This window comes from Yoonia litorea (genome assembly GCF_900114675.1).
Taxonomy (GTDB): Bacteria; Pseudomonadota; Alphaproteobacteria; order Rhodobacterales; family Rhodobacteraceae; genus Yoonia; species Yoonia litorea.
This window is the reverse complement of record NZ_FOZM01000001.1, coordinates 1,032,185-1,048,148: the sequence shown is the minus strand read 5'-3', so window position 1 is coordinate 1,048,148 and position 15,964 is coordinate 1,032,185. Positions and strand designations below refer to the sequence as shown.

General features: G+C 57.4%; 16 protein-coding genes. 10 read left to right on the top strand and 6 right to left on the bottom strand.

Annotated elements, in window-relative coordinates; translation table 11 throughout:
- Positions 1 to 36 precede the first annotated feature (36 nt).
- Positions 37 to 1,335, top strand: a complete 1,299-nt coding sequence (locus tag BM316_RS05545; RefSeq protein ID WP_090204997.1) for an HlyC/CorC family transporter — start codon at positions 37 to 39, stop codon at positions 1,333 to 1,335.
- 118 nt (positions 1,336 to 1,453) lie between these two features.
- On the opposite strand, the gene BM316_RS05540 is transcribed toward BM316_RS05545, so the two are convergent.
- Entirely contained in the window at positions 1,454 to 2,989 is a 1,536-nt protein-coding gene (locus BM316_RS05540) for a helicase HerA-like domain-containing protein (RefSeq protein WP_090204994.1), read from the bottom strand.
- A 407-nt stretch (positions 2,990 to 3,396) separates the two neighbouring features.
- Between BM316_RS05540 and BM316_RS05535 the strand changes: the two genes are divergently transcribed.
- On the top strand, positions 3,397 to 3,981 hold the full coding sequence (locus tag BM316_RS05535; RefSeq protein ID WP_090207604.1) for an invasion associated locus B family protein: 585 nt from the start codon (positions 3,397 to 3,399) through the stop codon (positions 3,979 to 3,981).
- 9 nt (positions 3,982 to 3,990) lie between these two features.
- On the opposite strand, the gene BM316_RS05530 is transcribed toward BM316_RS05535, so the two are convergent.
- The 4 genes from BM316_RS05530 to BM316_RS05515 all read right to left on the bottom strand — a co-directional run bounded on the left by BM316_RS05530 (position 3,991) and on the right by BM316_RS05515 (position 8,229).
- Positions 3,991 to 5,202 carry a beta-ketoacyl-[acyl-carrier-protein] synthase family protein gene (locus tag BM316_RS05530; protein ID WP_090204991.1) on the bottom strand — a complete coding sequence of 404 codons (1,212 nt, stop codon included), beginning with the start codon at positions 5,200 to 5,202 and terminating at the stop codon, positions 3,991 to 3,993.
- Positions 5,202 to 5,462, bottom strand: a complete 261-nt coding sequence (locus BM316_RS05525; RefSeq protein ID WP_090204989.1) for an acyl carrier protein — start codon at positions 5,460 to 5,462, stop codon at positions 5,202 to 5,204. Before BM316_RS05525 ends, BM316_RS05530 begins: the two co-directional genes overlap by 1 nt.
- Before the next feature lie 64 nt (positions 5,463 to 5,526).
- On the bottom strand, positions 5,527 to 6,588 hold the full coding sequence (locus BM316_RS05520; RefSeq protein ID WP_090204986.1) for a UDP-3-O-(3-hydroxymyristoyl)glucosamine N-acyltransferase: 1,062 nt from the start codon (positions 6,586 to 6,588) through the stop codon (positions 5,527 to 5,529).
- Positions 6,589 to 6,618: 30 nt separating this feature from the next.
- The gene (locus tag BM316_RS05515) at positions 6,619 to 8,229 is read right to left on the bottom strand and encodes a L,D-transpeptidase family protein (protein WP_090207601.1); all 1,611 of its coding nucleotides are present in this window, start codon (positions 8,227 to 8,229) and stop codon (positions 6,619 to 6,621) included.
- Positions 8,230 to 8,567: 338 nt separating this feature from the next.
- On the opposite strand from BM316_RS05515, the gene mepK reads away from it, so the two are divergent.
- Positions 8,568 to 9,137: a peptidoglycan L,D-endopeptidase MepK gene (mepK, locus tag BM316_RS05510; protein WP_090204984.1), complete on the top strand. Its 570-nt coding sequence runs from the start codon at positions 8,568 to 8,570 to the stop codon at positions 9,135 to 9,137.
- Between the two features lie 37 nt (positions 9,138 to 9,174).
- On the opposite strand, the gene BM316_RS05505 is transcribed toward mepK, so the two are convergent.
- Positions 9,175 to 10,113 carry a hydrogen peroxide-inducible genes activator gene (locus tag BM316_RS05505; protein ID WP_090204981.1) on the bottom strand — a complete coding sequence of 313 codons (939 nt, stop codon included), beginning with the start codon at positions 10,111 to 10,113 and terminating at the stop codon, positions 9,175 to 9,177.
- Positions 10,114 to 10,352: 239 nt separating this feature from the next.
- Here BM316_RS05505 and mbhE point away from each other — a divergent pair, with 239 nt between their 5' ends.
- Genes mbhE through mnhG form a run of 7 tightly spaced genes read left to right on the top strand, consistent with a single transcriptional unit; the run spans position 10,353 to position 15,964 of the window.
- The gene (gene mbhE, locus BM316_RS05495; protein WP_242649770.1) at positions 10,353 to 12,620 is read left to right on the top strand and encodes a hydrogen gas-evolving membrane-bound hydrogenase subunit E; all 2,268 of its coding nucleotides are present in this window, start codon (positions 10,353 to 10,355) and stop codon (positions 12,618 to 12,620) included.
- Positions 12,617 to 13,036, top strand: a complete 420-nt coding sequence (locus BM316_RS05490; protein WP_090204975.1) for a Na+/H+ antiporter subunit B — start codon at positions 12,617 to 12,619, stop codon at positions 13,034 to 13,036. Before mbhE ends, BM316_RS05490 begins: the two co-directional genes overlap by 4 nt.
- A complete protein-coding gene (locus BM316_RS05485; RefSeq protein ID WP_090204972.1) occupies positions 13,036 to 13,395 on the top strand; it encodes a Na+/H+ antiporter subunit C in 360 nt (119 codons plus the stop codon). Before BM316_RS05490 ends, BM316_RS05485 begins: the two co-directional genes overlap by 1 nt.
- Entirely contained in the window at positions 13,395 to 14,888 is a 1,494-nt protein-coding gene (locus tag BM316_RS05480; RefSeq protein WP_090204969.1) for a Na+/H+ antiporter subunit D, read from the top strand. Before BM316_RS05485 ends, BM316_RS05480 begins: the two co-directional genes overlap by 1 nt.
- Entirely contained in the window at positions 14,885 to 15,361 is a 477-nt protein-coding gene (locus tag BM316_RS05475; RefSeq protein ID WP_090204966.1) for a Na+/H+ antiporter subunit E, read from the top strand. The genes BM316_RS05480 and BM316_RS05475 overlap by 4 nt, the downstream gene beginning before the upstream one ends.
- Positions 15,361 to 15,663, top strand: a complete 303-nt coding sequence (locus BM316_RS05470) for an MrpF/PhaF family protein (protein ID WP_090204962.1) — start codon at positions 15,361 to 15,363, stop codon at positions 15,661 to 15,663. Before BM316_RS05475 ends, BM316_RS05470 begins: the two co-directional genes overlap by 1 nt.
- Positions 15,656 to 15,964, top strand: coding sequence for a monovalent cation/H(+) antiporter subunit G (gene mnhG / locus BM316_RS05465; RefSeq protein ID WP_090204959.1), 309 nt, complete (start codon positions 15,656 to 15,658; stop codon positions 15,962 to 15,964). The genes BM316_RS05470 and mnhG overlap by 8 nt, the downstream gene beginning before the upstream one ends.

Below are 15,964 nucleotides of genomic sequence, written 5' to 3'. Positions count from 1 at the left end.
CCTACATATTGCTCAAACACAGCACGAAAGCCTCTGATGGACCCCGCTACACTTGATGCTGCCTTCTGGATCACCAGTGGTGCAATTGCCCTGCTTCTGGTCGGCTCTGCTTTCTTCTCCGGTTCCGAAACGGCGTTGACGGCGGCGTCACGCGGCAAGCTGCGCTCGGCTGCTGACAAAGGCAGCAAAGGTGCAGAGCGCGCGTTGGAAGTCACCGAAGACAATGAACGTCTGATCGGATCGGTCCTGCTTGGCAATAATGTGGTCAATATTCTGGCCACATCGCTGGCAACTGCGGTTCTGACACGGTTGTTCGGCCAGAATGGCGTCGCCGTGGCAACACTGGTGATGACTGGACTTGTCCTGATCTTCGCTGAAGTGCTGCCAAAAACCCTTGCAATCACTTATCCCGAGGCAGTGGCAAGCCGCGTTGCCCGTCCGATCGGTCTGGTTGTTTTGATCTTTTCACCCGTGGTCGGGGCGGTGCGCTATTTTGTGCGCGGCGTTCTTTTTATTTTTGGCGTCCGCACCGATCCTGACAGCAACATCCTTGCTGTCCGTGAAGAAATCGCTGGTGCGTTGTCGCTGGGGCATTCCGAAGGGATCGTCGAAAAGGAAGACCGCGACCGCATCCTTGGTGCGCTGGATCTGAACGAACGCACTGTTGAAGAAATCATGTTGCATCGCTCCGGCATTGAGATGATTGACGTGGCCTCCCCGCCGCAGGAAATTCTGTCCCAGATTTTGCAAAGCCCCTACACACGCTTGCCGGTCTTCCGGGAAGAGCCTGAGAATATCGTCGGCATGGTGCACGCCAAGGACCTACTGCGCGCCATGCACAAGTTGCTTGATGGTGGCGAGGATGCCGAAGGGCTTGCCGCGTTTGACATCATGAAGGTGGCGATGCCGCCCTATTTCGTGCCCGAAACAACAACGCTTGACGACCAGATGCGCAACTTCCTCAAGCGGAAGACGCATTTTGCCTTGGTGGTCGATGAATATGGTGCGCTGCAAGGTCTGATCACGCTTGAGGACATCCTTGAGGAAATCGTCGGTGAGATTGCCGATGAATTTGACGACCCCGAAGAAGACCAGATCGAGGTGACCTCTGACGGCGCTTATATCGTCGATGGCGCCATGACCATCCGTGACCTCAACCGTGCGCACGACTGGAACCTGCCTGACGATGAAGCCAATACTGTCGCCGGTCTGGTGATCCACGAAGCACAGATGATCCCGATTGAAGGGCAGGTTTTCTCATTCCACGGCTTCCGGTTCGAAGTGCTGACGAAAGAAGAGAACCGGCTGGCAACGCTCAAGATCAGAAAGCTTTAGCTTCTGCGTGAAAGGTGCTGACCGTTTGCGCAAGGCCAGTCCTCGCAAGCCCAAGGACTTCGAGGTTTCCTGTCCAAGACCGTATGTGGCCCTCTCGGCGTTTGCTTTCGGCCAGTCGCTACCTGCCTTTGAACAACCCGCCCAAGATCCCCCTGACGATCCTGCGGCCCGTGGTTCCCTTCAGTTCCTTCACGACAGCAGAGGCCAACGCGCCACCGAAGCTATCGGTTGAAGACGACCGGCGCGATGTGGACCGGCCGACACGTTCACCGTTGTAGCGCCGCGCGGCTTTGAATTCGCGTTCTTGCTCTTCCAGACGCGCCTCTTCGGCCTCGGCCTCTTCTGCGGCTTTCGCGGCAGCCTCGGCGCGCTTTTGCAAGATCTCGAACGCGCTGTCCCGATCAAGCGGATCATCGTATTTTCCGGCCATCATGTTTTCGGCCATCAGAAACTTACGGGTGGCCGCGTCGATTGGGCCAAGCTGCGAGGATGGCGGACGGATCAATGTCCGCTGGACGATCTCAGGGATGCCCTTGCGGTCCAGAAAAGATGTCACGGCTTCGCCGGTCCCAACCTCCTGAATGGCCTCCGCGGTATCAAAGGCCGGGTTATCACGGTAGGTCTCCGCAGCGGTCTTGAGTTCTTTGCGGTCTTTGGCGGTGAAGGCCCGCAGCGCGTGCTGGACGCGATTGCCAAGCTGGCCCAGAACATCGTCCGGAATATCCGCCGGATTTTGCGTCACGAAATAGACGCCAACGCCTTTGGACCGGATCAAGCGTGCGACCTGCTCGACCTTATCGACCAGCGCCTTCGGCGCGTCATCGAACAACAGATGCGCCTCATCGAAAAAGAATACCAGTTTCGGTTTGTCGGGGTTTCCGACCTCCGGCAGTTCTTCAAAGAGTTCAGACAACAGCCATAGGAGGAAAGTGGCGTAAAGCCGCGGACTGCCCATCAGTTGATCAGCGGCAAGAATATTGATTTCGCCACGCCCGTCACGTGTCCGCATCATATCAGCCAGATCAAGTGCGGGCTCCCCGAAGAGCGCTGAACCACCCTGATTTTCCAGAACCAACAACGCCCGCTGTATCGCGCCAACAGATGACGCGGCAACATTTCCGTAGCGCAGCGAAAGCTCCTTGCTGTTCTGTCCCACCCAAACCAGCAGCGCTTGCAGGTCTTTGAGATCAAGCAGCGGCAGGCCGTCTTCGTCAGCGACGCGGAAGGCGACGTTCAGCACACCTTCTTGCGCGTCAGTCAGGTCCATCAGACGCGCCAGCAGCAACGGTCCCATCTCGGCCACGGTCGCGCGGATCGGGTGGCCCTGCTTGCCAAACAGGTCCCAGAACGTGACCGGATAACTGTCATACGCTAGATCGAGCCCGATTGTCTGCGCCCGCGCCATGAAAGGTGCATGCAACTTGAAGTCAGCCGAGCCGCTGACAGCCAACCCCGAAAGGTCGCCTTTGACATCTGACAAGAAGACAGGAACGCCCGCAGCAGAGAAAGCCTCTGCCATGATTTGCAAGGTGACGGTTTTGCCGGTCCCCGTCGCCCCGGCAATCAGACCGTGACGATTAGCTTTATCAAGCCTGAGATACTGCGGTTCGCCATACCCCTCACCACCACCACCGATAAAGATTGTTTCCGACATCCCTGCCCCCAATTTCCTTTTAAGTGAAGATACATTCTTAACACCTTCGTGCCAGTCTAAAGGGTGCAAAACCGCGCCGATGCGCTGCGATTTTGCGTTCCTCCCTGTCAGACTGCCGTGCCTTCGGGCACGGCTTTTTTGTGCACATTTGCATACCGAAATTATCACCAATAAGTCATGTTTTCCCTGTTGACGCCCATATTTCCTTTGCGTAGCGTGCTGGCAATTAGTCGGGTAAGTCCGGCAGGGAGAACATGGAGACGGGTCCTTTTCGGGGGGCCCTTCTTCGTTTTTGGGGTCACCTCCGGCACGCGAAAATGTGAGCGGAGGATTGCCCGATTACTCTTTCCGGCCCTGTTGGCTGGCGGTGCAACATGGTAGAGCCCGCCAAAACAATGAGGATAAACATGCGCAGTATTCTTTCATCCGCACTTCTGGTTCTGGCGCTGGCCTGGCCGGTCGCCGCAACCGCACAAGAGGCCGCAGTAGAGGATAATGGTGATTTCGACATCGGTCAGTCATTGGATCCCGCTGTCGGTGATACATACATTCGCGAGACCTTTGGCGATTGGGACGTTCGCTGCGTCGTCGCCCCGGAAGGCCAGCAAGACCCGTGCAACCTCTATCAGCTTTTGCTGAATGATGAGGGTGTGTCAGTCGCCGAATTCAACGTCTTCCTTCTGCCTGAGGGCAGCCAGATTGTTGCAGGTGCGACGTTCGTCGTGCCGCTTGAGACCTTCCTGCCGGAGGCGCTGACACTGGCGGTGGATGGTCAGAATGTCCGCCGCTACCCCTACCGGTTCTGTAACCGGGCCGGTTGTGTCGCGCGCATCGGCTTTGTGCAGTCAGAGATCGACGAATTCAAAGCCGGCGCCAACGGCAGCCTGCGGATTGTTCCCGCCGCAGCAAATGACACAGAGGTTATTCTGGATATCTCTTTGAGCGGTTTCACGGCGGCGTTTGACTCGCTCACCCCGCCAATCGTGGAATAACGGAACCGGCTACTGGTGGCGCTTGAGCGCGATGACCGCGTTCAGCCCACCAAACGCAAAGGCGTTGGACAAGACCACGTCGACAGTCGCGTCCCGCGCTTCGTTGGGGACAACGTCCAAGGCACACTCCGGATCGGGCTCCTCGTATCCGATGGTCGGGGCGATCACGCCGTCCCTGACAGCCATAATACAGGCGAGGAGCTCGACTGCGCCTGTTCCGCCGATCAGATGCCCGTGCATGGATTTTGTGGACGAGATCATCAATCGATCGGCATGCGCACCGAAAACATCTGCAACCGCCGCACATTCGGTTTTGTCATTGGCCGCCGTTCCGGTGCCATGCGCGTTGATGTAGCCCACATCGCGCGGATCGATCTTGGCATCCTTCATTGCGCCCGAGATTGCACGTGCCGCACCTTGCTTTGATGGCATCACGATATCTGACGCGTCAGACGACATGGCAAACCCGGCCACTTCACACAGGATCTCTGCACCGCGCGCTTTCGCGTGTTCGTATTCCTCAAAGACAAAGACGCCTGCGCCTTCGCCCTGCACCATGCCATTGCGCGTGGCCGAGAACGGGCGGCACCCGTCTTTCGACATCACCCGCAATCCCTCCCAGGCCTTGATCCCACCAAAGCAAAGCATGGCTTCGCTGCCGCCTGTCACCATGACCTTTGCCATGCCCGAGCGGATCATACTGAAGGCCTGCCCCATCGCGTGATTGGACGAGGCGCAAGCCGTGGCCACCGTGAAAGACGGCCCCCGCAATTTCCATTCCATCGAAACATGGCTGGCAGCCGCATTGTTCATCAGCTTCGGCACGATGAAGGGATGCACGCGGTTCTTCCCTTCTTCATAGACGGCACGATAGTTTTCGTCCTGCGTATTCAGGCCGCCACCTGAGGTCCCAAGCACCACCCCTGAGTAGTCCGCAAGATCACCAGAGAACGTCAGACCCGATTGGCCAATCGCCTCTCGCGCGGCCAGAAGGGTGAACTGGGTAAACCGATCATAAAGCGCTATCTGCTGACGGTTGAAGTGCGCGGCCTCGTCATAGCCCTTGATCTGGCCACCGATCTGGATCGAAAGCCTGTCAGCGTCGCGGATGTCCAGCGGGCCAATGCCGCAACGCCCCTCGCGCATGGCCTCAAGTGTCTGCGGGACATTCGCACCGAGCGGGTTGATCGACCCCGCCCCTGTGATGACGACGCGGTGCATCAGCCGTGCTGCTCTGACTTGAGTTGTGTGACCGCCGCGACGATGGCCGCCACAGAGGAAATATCGAACGCGCTCGCCTGTGGATCATTGGCATTGAATGGCACTGAGATGTCAAAAGTCTCTTCAATCGCGAAGATGCTTTCGACAAGTCCAAGGCTGTCGATGCCAAGATCTTCCAGCGTATGCTCCATCTTTACATCGGACGGCTCAAGCATTGCCTGTTCTGCGATGATTGCGATGACCTGATCTTTGGTATTCATCCGGGTGCGCCTGCAGTTGTCTTGCAGGCCATGTAATGCTTCAAAGCGGCTTTGGGAATGCCTCTTAGCGTTTCGTCAGTGTCTGCAGTAAACGCGGAAGGCGACGCAGCGCCTTGTAGCTTTCGATGTGCGTCTGCATTTTTGTCGCCGGATAGCCCATCATCACACGCCCCGCTGGCACATTTGACAGAACGATGGTGCCGCCACCCAAGACAACATCGTCACCGACCTTGAGGTTGTCTGCGACACCGGCTTTCCCGCCGACGACGACCCTGTCACCGATGACCGTTGAGCCAGCGACGCCCGCCTGCGCGCAAAGAAGGCAGTGGTCCCCCACGATGACATTGTGCCCAACTTGCACGAGGCTATCGACCTTCGTGCCAACGCCAATCTTGGTGGGGCGGATCGTTCCGGCATCGACGCAGGAATTGGCGCCAATCTCGACATCATTCGCAATCTCGACACCACCAAGCGAATGGATGCGATGCCAGCGTGGGTCGGCTGGAATCTCGGTCGCCGCCTCGCCGAGCGTTTCGCGCGCTTTTTCGACGTTCGCGGGTTCTGCCGTCACAAACGAAAACCCGTCACCACCGATCACCACGTTGGGTTGCAGGATCACACGGTCCCCGATGCGGGTGCGCCGCTGTAGTCGCACGCCTTCATGGATCTGGCAGTCATCACCGACGACAACGTTTTCTGCTATGCTCGCCTGAGCGCCAATCCAGCAGCCTTTTCCGATCTTGGCCCCAGCCCCCACGACTGAAAACGCACCGATGGAAACACCTTCACCTAAAGTGGAAGTCGGGTCGATATGAGCGGTCGGATGAATGCCCTCGCCCGGCAACGGGGCATCAAGCATCTGTGTCAGCCCTGCCATCGCCAGACGGGCGCGGGGCGCGATGATCGCAGCCTCAAGCCCGAGTGCCTGCCAATCTGCCCCTTGCCAGACAATGGCCGCGCGCGCATTGCCATGCTGCAAAGCCTCACCGTAGGCTGGCGTCATGGCAAGCGCGAGGTCATCTGGCCCGGCAGTTGCTGGTTCCGCAGCACCAGTCACCAAAAGATCAACGGCGCCGTGAGCCTCCGCCCCCAGCGCCGCTGCTATTTCTTTCACAGTCTGTGACATCCGGCCCTCGCATATTCACGAAGGATAGATTTAGCTGGCGAATGCCCGAAGAGCCACCCCCTGCCGCGCCAGAGCGTTCCAGATGCGCTGGTCGCGCCCGTAGACATCACGGCGGAACTGTGTGCGTCCGCCTGCCTGCGTATAGGCTGTCCGGTAAATCAGATGCACCGGCACGGGCTGTTCAAGATCGACACGCCGTTCCCGACCCGTCGCCAGATGGGCCTGAAAGACCTCTTGCGGGTTGCTGACCTGACGCGCCAGCAAGGCATAGGCGAAATCAAACGGATCAGCGAGACGCACACAGCCATGGCTGAACGCGCGCACCTCACGACCGAACAGGCTCTTGGCCGGTGTGTCGTGCAGATAGATATTGTAGCGGTTCGGGAACATGAACTTTACCAGACCCAGCGCATTTCCCTGGCTGGGCGGCTCGCGGAAGGAATAAGGGAAATTTTCTGCGGTGTAGGCAGAAAAATCAGCCGATGCGCGATCAACCACGCGGCCAGACCTGTCCGTGATGATTAGATTGCTGACGGCGCGCGGGTTTTGCTGCAACTGAGGCAGAAACTCCTTGGTGATGATCGAGCGCGGAACATACCAACTCGGGTTGATCACCATAAATTCCATGACGTCCGAGAATTCAGGCGTGGCGCGTTCGTCATAGCGCGCGCCCACGACAGAACGGGTCGAAAAGGTTTCTTCGCCGCGGTCGATGATTTTGGCAGTAAAGTCTGTGATGTTAACCCAGATGTGACGCTCCCCACGCGGGCGATTGATCCAGCGCTCGCGTTCCATCGCAACAATGATGGACTGCAGACGCTGTTCAGGCGACACGTTCAGTTGCTCAAGCGTGCCCTGCCCTGCGGTCCCATCGGTGGCCAGACCATGGGCAAGCTGGAACTGCTGCACAGCCGCGAAAATTGCGTCATCAAAAACCTGCGTGGTTATCGGTTCAAGAAAGCCCATCGCAATCAGGCGATTGCGCAATGCGACCACGCCCGCGCCGCTATCGCCGCGCTCATACTTGCGGCCTGGGACTGTCGGGCCCCATCCACCACTGCCGATCAGTCGCTCAAAGCGCATCTTTTCTGCAAGAAGGCGGGTGTATTCCGGTGACGCTGGCGGTAAAGCACGCAAGAAAGCAGCGGGTGTCGATTGTGAGAATGCCCGCAAAGTGCTGAGTGGCGAGCGCAGCGGAACCTGGCGGTGAATGGCCTCGTCAATACGGGACGGCACCAGCATTCCTGTTTGAATGTCGCGCGCATAATCGAGGAACTGACGGCTAATTGCCACTTCCAGCGCACCCTGCTCTTGCGGGGTATCGGCGGCAGCAAGCTGCGCCATCAAGGCATCCGCATCGTAGCGGGCCTGTGGCAAACCATGATCGGCAGCGGAGGCAAACGCAGCCAGGAGCGCGTTCCGGCGATCAGCGTCGCCACGGGTGCTCCAGATGCCTTGGTAGCCGCGCTCACGGTAAAAAGTGGCGAGTGTTTCATCGCCCGCTGCCGCTTGGGCGACGGCTTGTTGAAAAGGACTGATCGCATTCTGCGCCTGCAGCGGCAGTGCGGCCATCGAGACGACAGACAAGACTGCGAAAATGCGCTTAAGCCCAAACCGGAAAGACTGTTTCGTAGAAATCATCAGTGTGTCCATAATTCGTTCCCACCCGACAGTGCCGGAAATGCGCACCGTCATTCTGGTTTCTAAAGCCACAAACAAAACTCTTCATCGACAATCGCGAAGAGACCGCGCCCTCGTCAAGGAGTGTTGCTCGGATGGCACCTTTCGACCCGCCAGCCATTTCTTCAGTGCAGTCGATTTGCGCAAGATCCCGCGCATTTGACCTATATTAACTGAAAAATGGGCAAATGGTCTTGGTCATTGATTCGAAATATGCCATAACCGCCATGCATCTGGGGAGATGATGGCAAACAAGCTGCTGGATAGCAGCGTATACGAGCACGGGACAGGCGTTTTAAATGGACAGCAAGAACACTTCTGGGTTTACCCGGCGTGGCCTCTTGGGCGCGTTCGCGGCAACCGCGGTAGCAGCCGCACCGACCTATTCAAATGCAGCAGGCTTCCTGCGTGGCGCAGGTGACATCAGACGGATCGCAATGCACTCAGGCCGCACGGGCGAACGTCTCGACACAATCTACTGGATTGAAGGCGAGTATATCGGCGAGGCCATTCGCGAGATCAACTTGCATATGCGTGACTGGCGCACCGGCGAAGCGGTGCAAATGGACTTGCGGACGATTGATATCATGTCCGCTGCGCGCAACCTGATGGAAACAGACGAACCATATCTGCTCCTGTCGGGTTATCGTTCACCGCAGACGAACACGATGCTGCGGTCAAGCAATCGCGGGGTGGCCCGCAACTCTCTGCACATGCGGGGTCAGGCAGCCGATCTGCGGTTGACGTCACGCTCAACCACCCAGATGGCCAATGCTGCACTGGCATGTCGCGCCGGAGGTGTTGGACGATACGGGCGATCAAACTTCGTCCACATGGATTGTGGTCCAGTGCGCAGTTGGCGCGGCTGACCTTTTCACAAGCGCCCCAAGGGCGCTTTTTTCTTGCCTAGTCCAGAATGAGTGGCGCAACGCCGCCCTGAAAATGCTGTGTTGCCGCCTCTCGCGCCACTTCCCAGAGTTTTTCATACATCGTTGCACCGGCTGCGCTGCGCCAGACAACACCGATTGACCGCATCACAGTGCTACGTTTGAAGGGTTTGACCAAGACGTTGCTCTCGCGACCGTCAATCTCCGAGCGGGCATAAAGGCGCGGCAGAAACGCAACCCCCATGCCCATGCCGACCATCTGCCTGATTGCATCGAGGCTTGTCCCTTCGTAGTCGCGAGCAATGACAGCGCCATGCTCATGGCAGATTGCAGCAATTTGCGCGTGAAGGGCGTAATCCGGCCCGATCGACAGAACATTCAGATCCTTGAGGTCAGCCTCCGTCACTTCATCCCGATCAGCGAGCGGATGGTCATCGGGCATCGCCAACAACAAAGGTTCGCGAAACAAACGGCGGGTCACAAGATCCGCTCCGCCTTCGGGCAGTTGCGTCAGGATCACGTCGAGACTGCCTGCCAAAAGCGCCCCTCTGAGGTCTCGCGGGGCGACCTCGCGGATATATAGCCGCAAGTCCGGATAGCGGGCATGGAGCCGGGCAACCACAAAAGGCATCAGATATGGGCCGATCGTGGGCGTTGTTCCCAACCGGATTGTTCCAGCCATGCCGGTTTTCAAGGCAGCGGTCAGATCCATGATGCCGCGCACTTCGTCGACGACTCTGGCAGCCCGGACAAGAACTTCGCGCCCTTCAGGCGTCAGCGTCACCGGCCCGCGCCCCCTTTCGACCAGCTGCGCGCCGAGCATTTCTTCCAAGTTGCTGATTTGCAGGCTGAGGGATGGTTGACTGATCCCCATCGCCTCCGCCGCCTTGCGGAAATGACGCGCCTCGGACAGGGCAACGAGATAACGCAATTGGCGCAAGCTTGGTAGTTGATCCATCGGGTCCTCTTTGATAGGTTTTTCCTATCATTTCTTTCTGTATCATTGCCTTTATATGTTTGACAATGCTGCTACATCACGTCGCAGTAACCAAAACGAGCTGCACGGTGGGACAGATGCAAAAGACCGAAGCGAAAGCGCCGCCAGATCTGCGCATGAAAACCCGCCTGACCTAATTGCCACGATCGCCAACGGCCCTATCTGCCTTGTAGTGCGACATTTTGACATCGGAATTCCCATTGGATAGCTCGACGCCCTCTCGCTGGATCACGCCTGCTGGCCTTCTTCCAGTTTTTATCGCCGCATCCCTCTTCGTCTTGTTCGCCCAGATGATCCCGACGATTACGGCGGGCGACACCCTTCGCTTTGTCTGGGAATGGGTGCCGAGCCTTGGCGTCAATGTCAGTTTCTACATCGACGGACTGAGCCTGACCTTTGCATTGCTGATCACCGGCATCGGTGCGCTCGTGATGCTGTATTCGGCGCGGTATCTGGCCGGACACGTGCATCAGGCAAGGTTTTCGTTCTACCTCACCAGCTTCATGCTGGCGATGATTGGTCTTGTGACATCTGACAACCTGTTGGCTTTGTTCGTTTTTTGGGAACTCACGACGATCACGTCCTATTTGCTGATCGGCTTTAACCATGACGCCACCAAATCACGCCGGTCGGCCTTGCAAGCGCTGTTGATGACAGGCGTCGGTGGGCTCGCACTTCTGGCTGGCATCATCCTGATCGGAACAACCGCCGGCACCTTTGAGATGTCAGAAATCAACGCAATGCCGGGTGTACTGACGGGCAGTGTCATGTATCTGCCAATTCTTTTGCTCGTGCTTGCAGGTGCCTTTACCAAGTCTGCGCAATTCCCGCTGCATTTCTGGTTGCCGAACGCGATGGCAGCACCGACGCCGGTCAGTGCCTATCTGCACTCAGCAACGATGGTGAAGGCTGGCGTCTATCTTTTGGCACGCGTCCACCCCTCTTTTGCCGGAACAGACGTGTGGCTCTGGACCCTGACCATTGCAGGCGCTGTGACAATGGTTTTCGCTTCGGTCATGGCGCTGCGCCAGACAGATCTGAAACTAGCGCTGGCTTACACGACCTTGATGGCCCTTGGTGCGCTGACGCTGCTTTTGGGCAATGAGAGCGGTTATACCATCACAGCGGCGGCCACGTTCCTTGTTGTGCACTCGCTATACAAGGCGGCCCTGTTTCTGGTGGTCGGCATTCTTGATGCACAAACGGGCACGCGAGACGCGCGCCAGCTTTTCGGGATGGCGCGGGCGATGCCAATTACCGCCATGGCCGCCGGGATTGCAGCGCTCTCAATGGCGGGCTTCCCGCCATTTCTGGGGTTCATCGGCAAGGAGCTCAAGTACGCCGGTGCGCTTGCTGTGGCGTCCGAACCAATTCTGGTTGCTGGTGCGGTGCTGATCTCCAGCGCCCTGATGGTGGCGATTGCCGGGATCGTCTCGTTCCGTCCGTTCTGGAGCAAGTCGGGCACGCCGATCCCTGACGTGAAAGAGGCCCCCTGGCCAATGCTGGTTGGCCCGATCATCCTTGCACTTCTGGGTGCGATTTTCGGGATCTTCCCGGAAACACTCCAGTCGATTGTTACCCCAACCGTTGCGGCGATCGTCGGCAATGCGGAGCCTGCAAAAGAACTGCGCCTCTGGGCTGGCGTCAACCTGCCACTGTTCCTGAGTATTGCGACATTCGTGCTTGGTTTCCTGCTCTATGCTTACAAAGTGCAGTTGCGTGACTGGCTGATCGGGATCACCACACGCGCTCCTAGTTTTGACAATGGTTGGGACCGTCTGATGGCCGGGGTCGCGGCGGGATCGAAGGCACTGACCCGTGGTATCCAGACAGGTGTGCTCAAGCACTATATGTATGTGACCTTCGCGACCGCGCTGGTGGCGCTCGCCTTTACCCTGTTCACGCAAACAAGCGGCATTCCGTCGGTGTCCTGGCCGCAGATTGCGCTTTGGGATTGGCTTGTTTTCCTCCTGGTTCTCTTGGGAACATGGCTGACGGTTGTGACCAACTCCCGGATCACCGCGATTGCGGGGCTCGGCGTTGTGGGGATCGGGATGGCGATGATATTCATTCTGTTCTCTGCGCCTGATGTGGCAATTACCCAGCTTCTGGTGGAAACACTTGTTGTTGTCCTCTTTGCCGCGGCAGCCCTCAAACTGCCTGAACTCGACAAGGACAGCTTTGGAAAGCGGCCGTTTGATGCGCTGCTGGCCTTGGGTTTTGGTGTTGTGACGACCATCATCCTGATGAAGGTGACAACCGGACCCATTGACCGCGAGCTGACCACATTCTTTGAAACGGCAAGCTGGCCTGAGGCATTCGGCCAAAACATCGTGAATGTCATTCTGGTGGACTTCCGTGCGCTTGATACGTTCGGCGAGATTGCCGTCGTCCTAATCGCGGCGATCAGTATCTTCGCCCTGCTGCGTGCCAAACCGGAGCCTCAGGCAGAGGAGGATCAACCATGAACTCCGTCATCCTCAGGGCTGGCGCACGCTTGCTGGCTTTGCTCCTCGTCATCTTTTCGATCTACATGCTGCTGCGTGGCCATAATGCGCCCGGAGGCGGCTTTATAGGCGGCCTGATCGCGGCCACAGGATTTGTTGTTTTCGCGATTGCCTGCGGGACCGAGGACGCGCGGCGCGCGCTGCGGTTCGACCCGGGAAGCATCGCAGGCGCCGGACTTGGCATTGCCCTTCTGGCGGGGATCATTGCCGCAATCTTTGGCGACAATTTCTTCACCGGTCAGTGGCTTTTCATCAACGAAACCGAGGACGACAAGGGCATCCCGCTTTCGACCGTCCTTGTTTTCGACATTGGCGTTTATCTGGTCGTCCTCGGGGCCGTGCTGTCGATCACCTTCGCGCTGGAGGAAAGCGTCTAATGGAACAACTGCTTTCACTTTTGATTGGCGTGTTGGTGGCTGCATCTGTCTATCTGATGCTGGCGCGGAACCTGCTGCGCTTTCTGTTCGGACTGATCCTTTTGTCGAACGCGGCGAACCTGACCATCTTTGTGGCCGGTCGCCTCACGCCAGGTGCACCGCCGCTGATCCCCGATGGGGTTGATGCCCCGGTGAGCGAGGTGGCAAACGCCCTGCCCCAAGCCCTCGTTCTGACGGCAATCGTGATTGGTTTCGGGCTGTTTGCCTTCGCACTGGTGCTTGCGTTCCGTGCCTACCAATCGCTTGGCACCCTCCATACCGACGAAATGCGCGTCGCCGAACCAAAAGAACAAAAATAATGAGCTGGTTTCTATCCCTTCCGCTGATCATCCCGTTTCTGACGGCGATTGCAGCATATCTTCTGCGCCATTCAGCCTCTGGCAAATGGGTGTCGGTCGCCGGGTCGGCCCTTGGTCTGGTCGCATCCATTGCACTGATGGCCATTGTCCTTGATAAAGGCGTTGTCGCCGCCCAAATGGGCCAGTGGGCCGCCCCTTTCGGCATTACGCTCGTCGCTGACCTTTTGTCGGCCGTGATGGTGCTCATCACAGCCATCACCGGCTTCGCTGTTGCAATCTATGCGATGGGCGATGTGACAGAGGCACAGGAACGGCTTGGGTATCACGGATTGTTTCAGGTGCTGTTGGCCGGTGTGACGGGGGCCTTCCTGACCGGCGACCTGTTCAACCTCTACGTCTGGTTTGAGGTTATGCTGATCGCATCCTTCGGCCTCTTGGTCCTGATGGGCGGGAAAGAGCAACTCGACGGCGGTGTCAAATACGTTGCACTCAATCTGATCTCGACGATCTTCTTCCTGACCGGCATTGGCCTGCTCTATGGTCTGACCGGCACATTGAACTTTGCCGATCTGGCCCTGAAAGTCGAAGAGATCGAAAATCAAGGGTTGCTGACGGTCGTGGCCATGATGTTCATGGTCGCCTTCGGGGTCAAAGCTGCAGTCTTCCCCCTCTTCTTCTGGCTTCCCGCCGCCTATCATACGCCAAGCTTTTCGGTTTCAGCGATTTTTGCAGGGCTTCTGACAAAGGTCGGTGTCTATGCATTGATCCGTTGTTTTACGCTCGTTTTTGACCACGATATCGCCTTCACGCATACAATCCTGTTGTGGGTTGCTTGCTTGACCATGGTTGTCGGCGTTCTGGGGGCAGCAGCGCAGTCAGACTTCCGCAAGATCCTGTCGTTCCACATCATCAGCCAGATCGGCTATATGATTTTGGGGCTGGCACTGATGACACCGTTGGCCATTGTCGGTGCGGTTTTCTATCTCGTGCACCACATCATCGTGAAGGCAAACCTGTTCCTGATTGCTGGCGTCGCCAAGCGCCTGACAGGAGGCACGGAAGTGTACCAGATCGGCGGTCTTTACAAATATGCGCCTTTCCTTGGCGTTCTGTTTCTTGTGCCTGCGTTTTCTCTGGCAGGCTTTCCACCGCTTTCGGGTTTCTGGGCGAAATACATCATCGTCAAGGCAACTTTGGACATTGAGATGTGGTTTGTCGCCTTTATCGCATTGGCGGTGGGGCTGATGACAATCTATTCCATGACCAAGATCTGGGCAGAGGCCTTCTGGAAGAACCATCCGGACGGGATCGAGCCGCGCATGGAGAAGCTCAGCAACAAGTGGGCGCAACTTTTGCCAATTGCCGGGCTTGCGGTCCTGACAGTGTTTATTGGCATGAACCCTGAACCCTTCGTCCAGTTTGCAGAACGTTCAGCCGCGCAACTGCTTGATCCGTCAGATTACATCACGGCTGTCTTGGGGGATGCGCAATGAACCTGTTTCTGCTGAACCTGCTGGCGGCTGTCGTCTGGGCCGCACTTTGGGGTAGTTTCACGCTTTTCCAACTGACCGTCGGTTTTATCCTCGGGTTTCTGGTCTTGTGGATGCTGCAACCACTGCTTGGTGGTCCGGGATCTTACTACTTACGCGCCTATCGGATCGTGCGCCTGATCCTGTTCTTCATCTACGATCTGCTGATGTCGAGCCTGCGGGTGGCATATGACGTGCTGACACCCACAGATCACTCAAACCCCAAGATCTTGGAAATGCCGCTGGACGTGAAATCAGACATCGAAATCCTTTTGGTGACGAACCTGATTTCGCTGACCCCTGGCACCCTGAGCCTTGATGTCACGCCAGATCGTAAAACACTGATCGTGCACGCAATGTTCGCGGATGATCCTGATGAAGTGGTGCAAAGCCTGAAAAACGGGATGGAGCGCATGGTGCGGGAGGTATTCGAATAATGGCGACCTACGTTTTCCTCGATTGGGCAATCTCAATCAGCTTCGTGATGGTGATGCTGTCGCTCGCAGTTGCCTTCATCCGCCTTGCAAAAGGCCCCACTCTGGCAGACCGCGTCGTGGCGCTGGATATGATGACAGTGTCAATTATCGCCGTGTGCGGTGTCGCTGCTGTGGCAACGGGCGTTTATGCGCTGTTGGACGTGGCACTGGTGCTGGCTTTGGTTGGTTTTCTCGCAACCGTGGCTCTTGCACGATACGCCGAACGCGCAGATGCGCGGCGAAAGGAGTTAACCAATGACTGATATTCTGATCGGGCTGTTTCTTCTGATTGGTGGCTTTTTTGCTCTGATCGCGGCCATTGGTGTTCTGCGGCTGCCTGATGTTCTTATGCGGATGCACGCATCCACAAAGGCCGGCATCCTTGGATCAAGCCTGATTTTGATAGGCGGTGCAATCTACCTGTCTGAGACCGAAATCACGGTCCGTGTGGTCGCCATCATCCTCTTTCTGATGCTGACGTCGCCGATCGGCGCGCACATGATCGGGCGCGCATCTGTCAAAGATCTTTCCAGCAAGAACGACAGCGCTGAATCAGGCCGCTAA

Coding starts and splice junctions, on each gene's coding strand:
- BM316_RS05475 (WP_090204966.1), top strand. CDS start 14,885: ATGAACCTGTTTCTGCTGAACCTGCTGGCGGCTGTCGTCTGGGCCGCA.
- BM316_RS05525 (WP_090204989.1), bottom strand. CDS start 5,462: ATGAATACCAAAGATCAGGTCATCGCAATCATCGCAGAACAGGCAATG.
- BM316_RS05470 (WP_090204962.1), top strand. CDS start 15,361: ATGGCGACCTACGTTTTCCTCGATTGGGCAATCTCAATCAGCTTCGTG.
- mepK (WP_090204984.1), top strand. CDS start 8,568: ATGGACAGCAAGAACACTTCTGGGTTTACCCGGCGTGGCCTCTTGGGC.
- BM316_RS05520 (WP_090204986.1), bottom strand. CDS start 6,588: ATGTCACAGACTGTGAAAGAAATAGCAGCGGCGCTGGGGGCGGAGGCT.
- BM316_RS05540 (WP_090204994.1), bottom strand. CDS start 2,989: ATGTCGGAAACAATCTTTATCGGTGGTGGTGGTGAGGGGTATGGCGAA.
- BM316_RS05530 (WP_090204991.1), bottom strand. CDS start 5,202: ATGCACCGCGTCGTCATCACAGGGGCGGGGTCGATCAACCCGCTCGGT.
- BM316_RS05490 (WP_090204975.1), top strand. CDS start 12,617: ATGAACTCCGTCATCCTCAGGGCTGGCGCACGCTTGCTGGCTTTGCTC.
- BM316_RS05545 (WP_090204997.1), top strand. CDS start 37: ATGGACCCCGCTACACTTGATGCTGCCTTCTGGATCACCAGTGGTGCA.
- BM316_RS05505 (WP_090204981.1), bottom strand. CDS start 10,113: ATGGATCAACTACCAAGCTTGCGCCAATTGCGTTATCTCGTTGCCCTG.
- BM316_RS05480 (WP_090204969.1), top strand. CDS start 13,395: ATGAGCTGGTTTCTATCCCTTCCGCTGATCATCCCGTTTCTGACGGCG.
- BM316_RS05535 (WP_090207604.1), top strand. CDS start 3,397: ATGCGCAGTATTCTTTCATCCGCACTTCTGGTTCTGGCGCTGGCCTGG.
- BM316_RS05515 (WP_090207601.1), bottom strand. CDS start 8,229: ATGATTTCTACGAAACAGTCTTTCCGGTTTGGGCTTAAGCGCATTTTC.
- mnhG (WP_090204959.1), top strand. CDS start 15,656: ATGACTGATATTCTGATCGGGCTGTTTCTTCTGATTGGTGGCTTTTTT.
- BM316_RS05485 (WP_090204972.1), top strand. CDS start 13,036: ATGGAACAACTGCTTTCACTTTTGATTGGCGTGTTGGTGGCTGCATCT.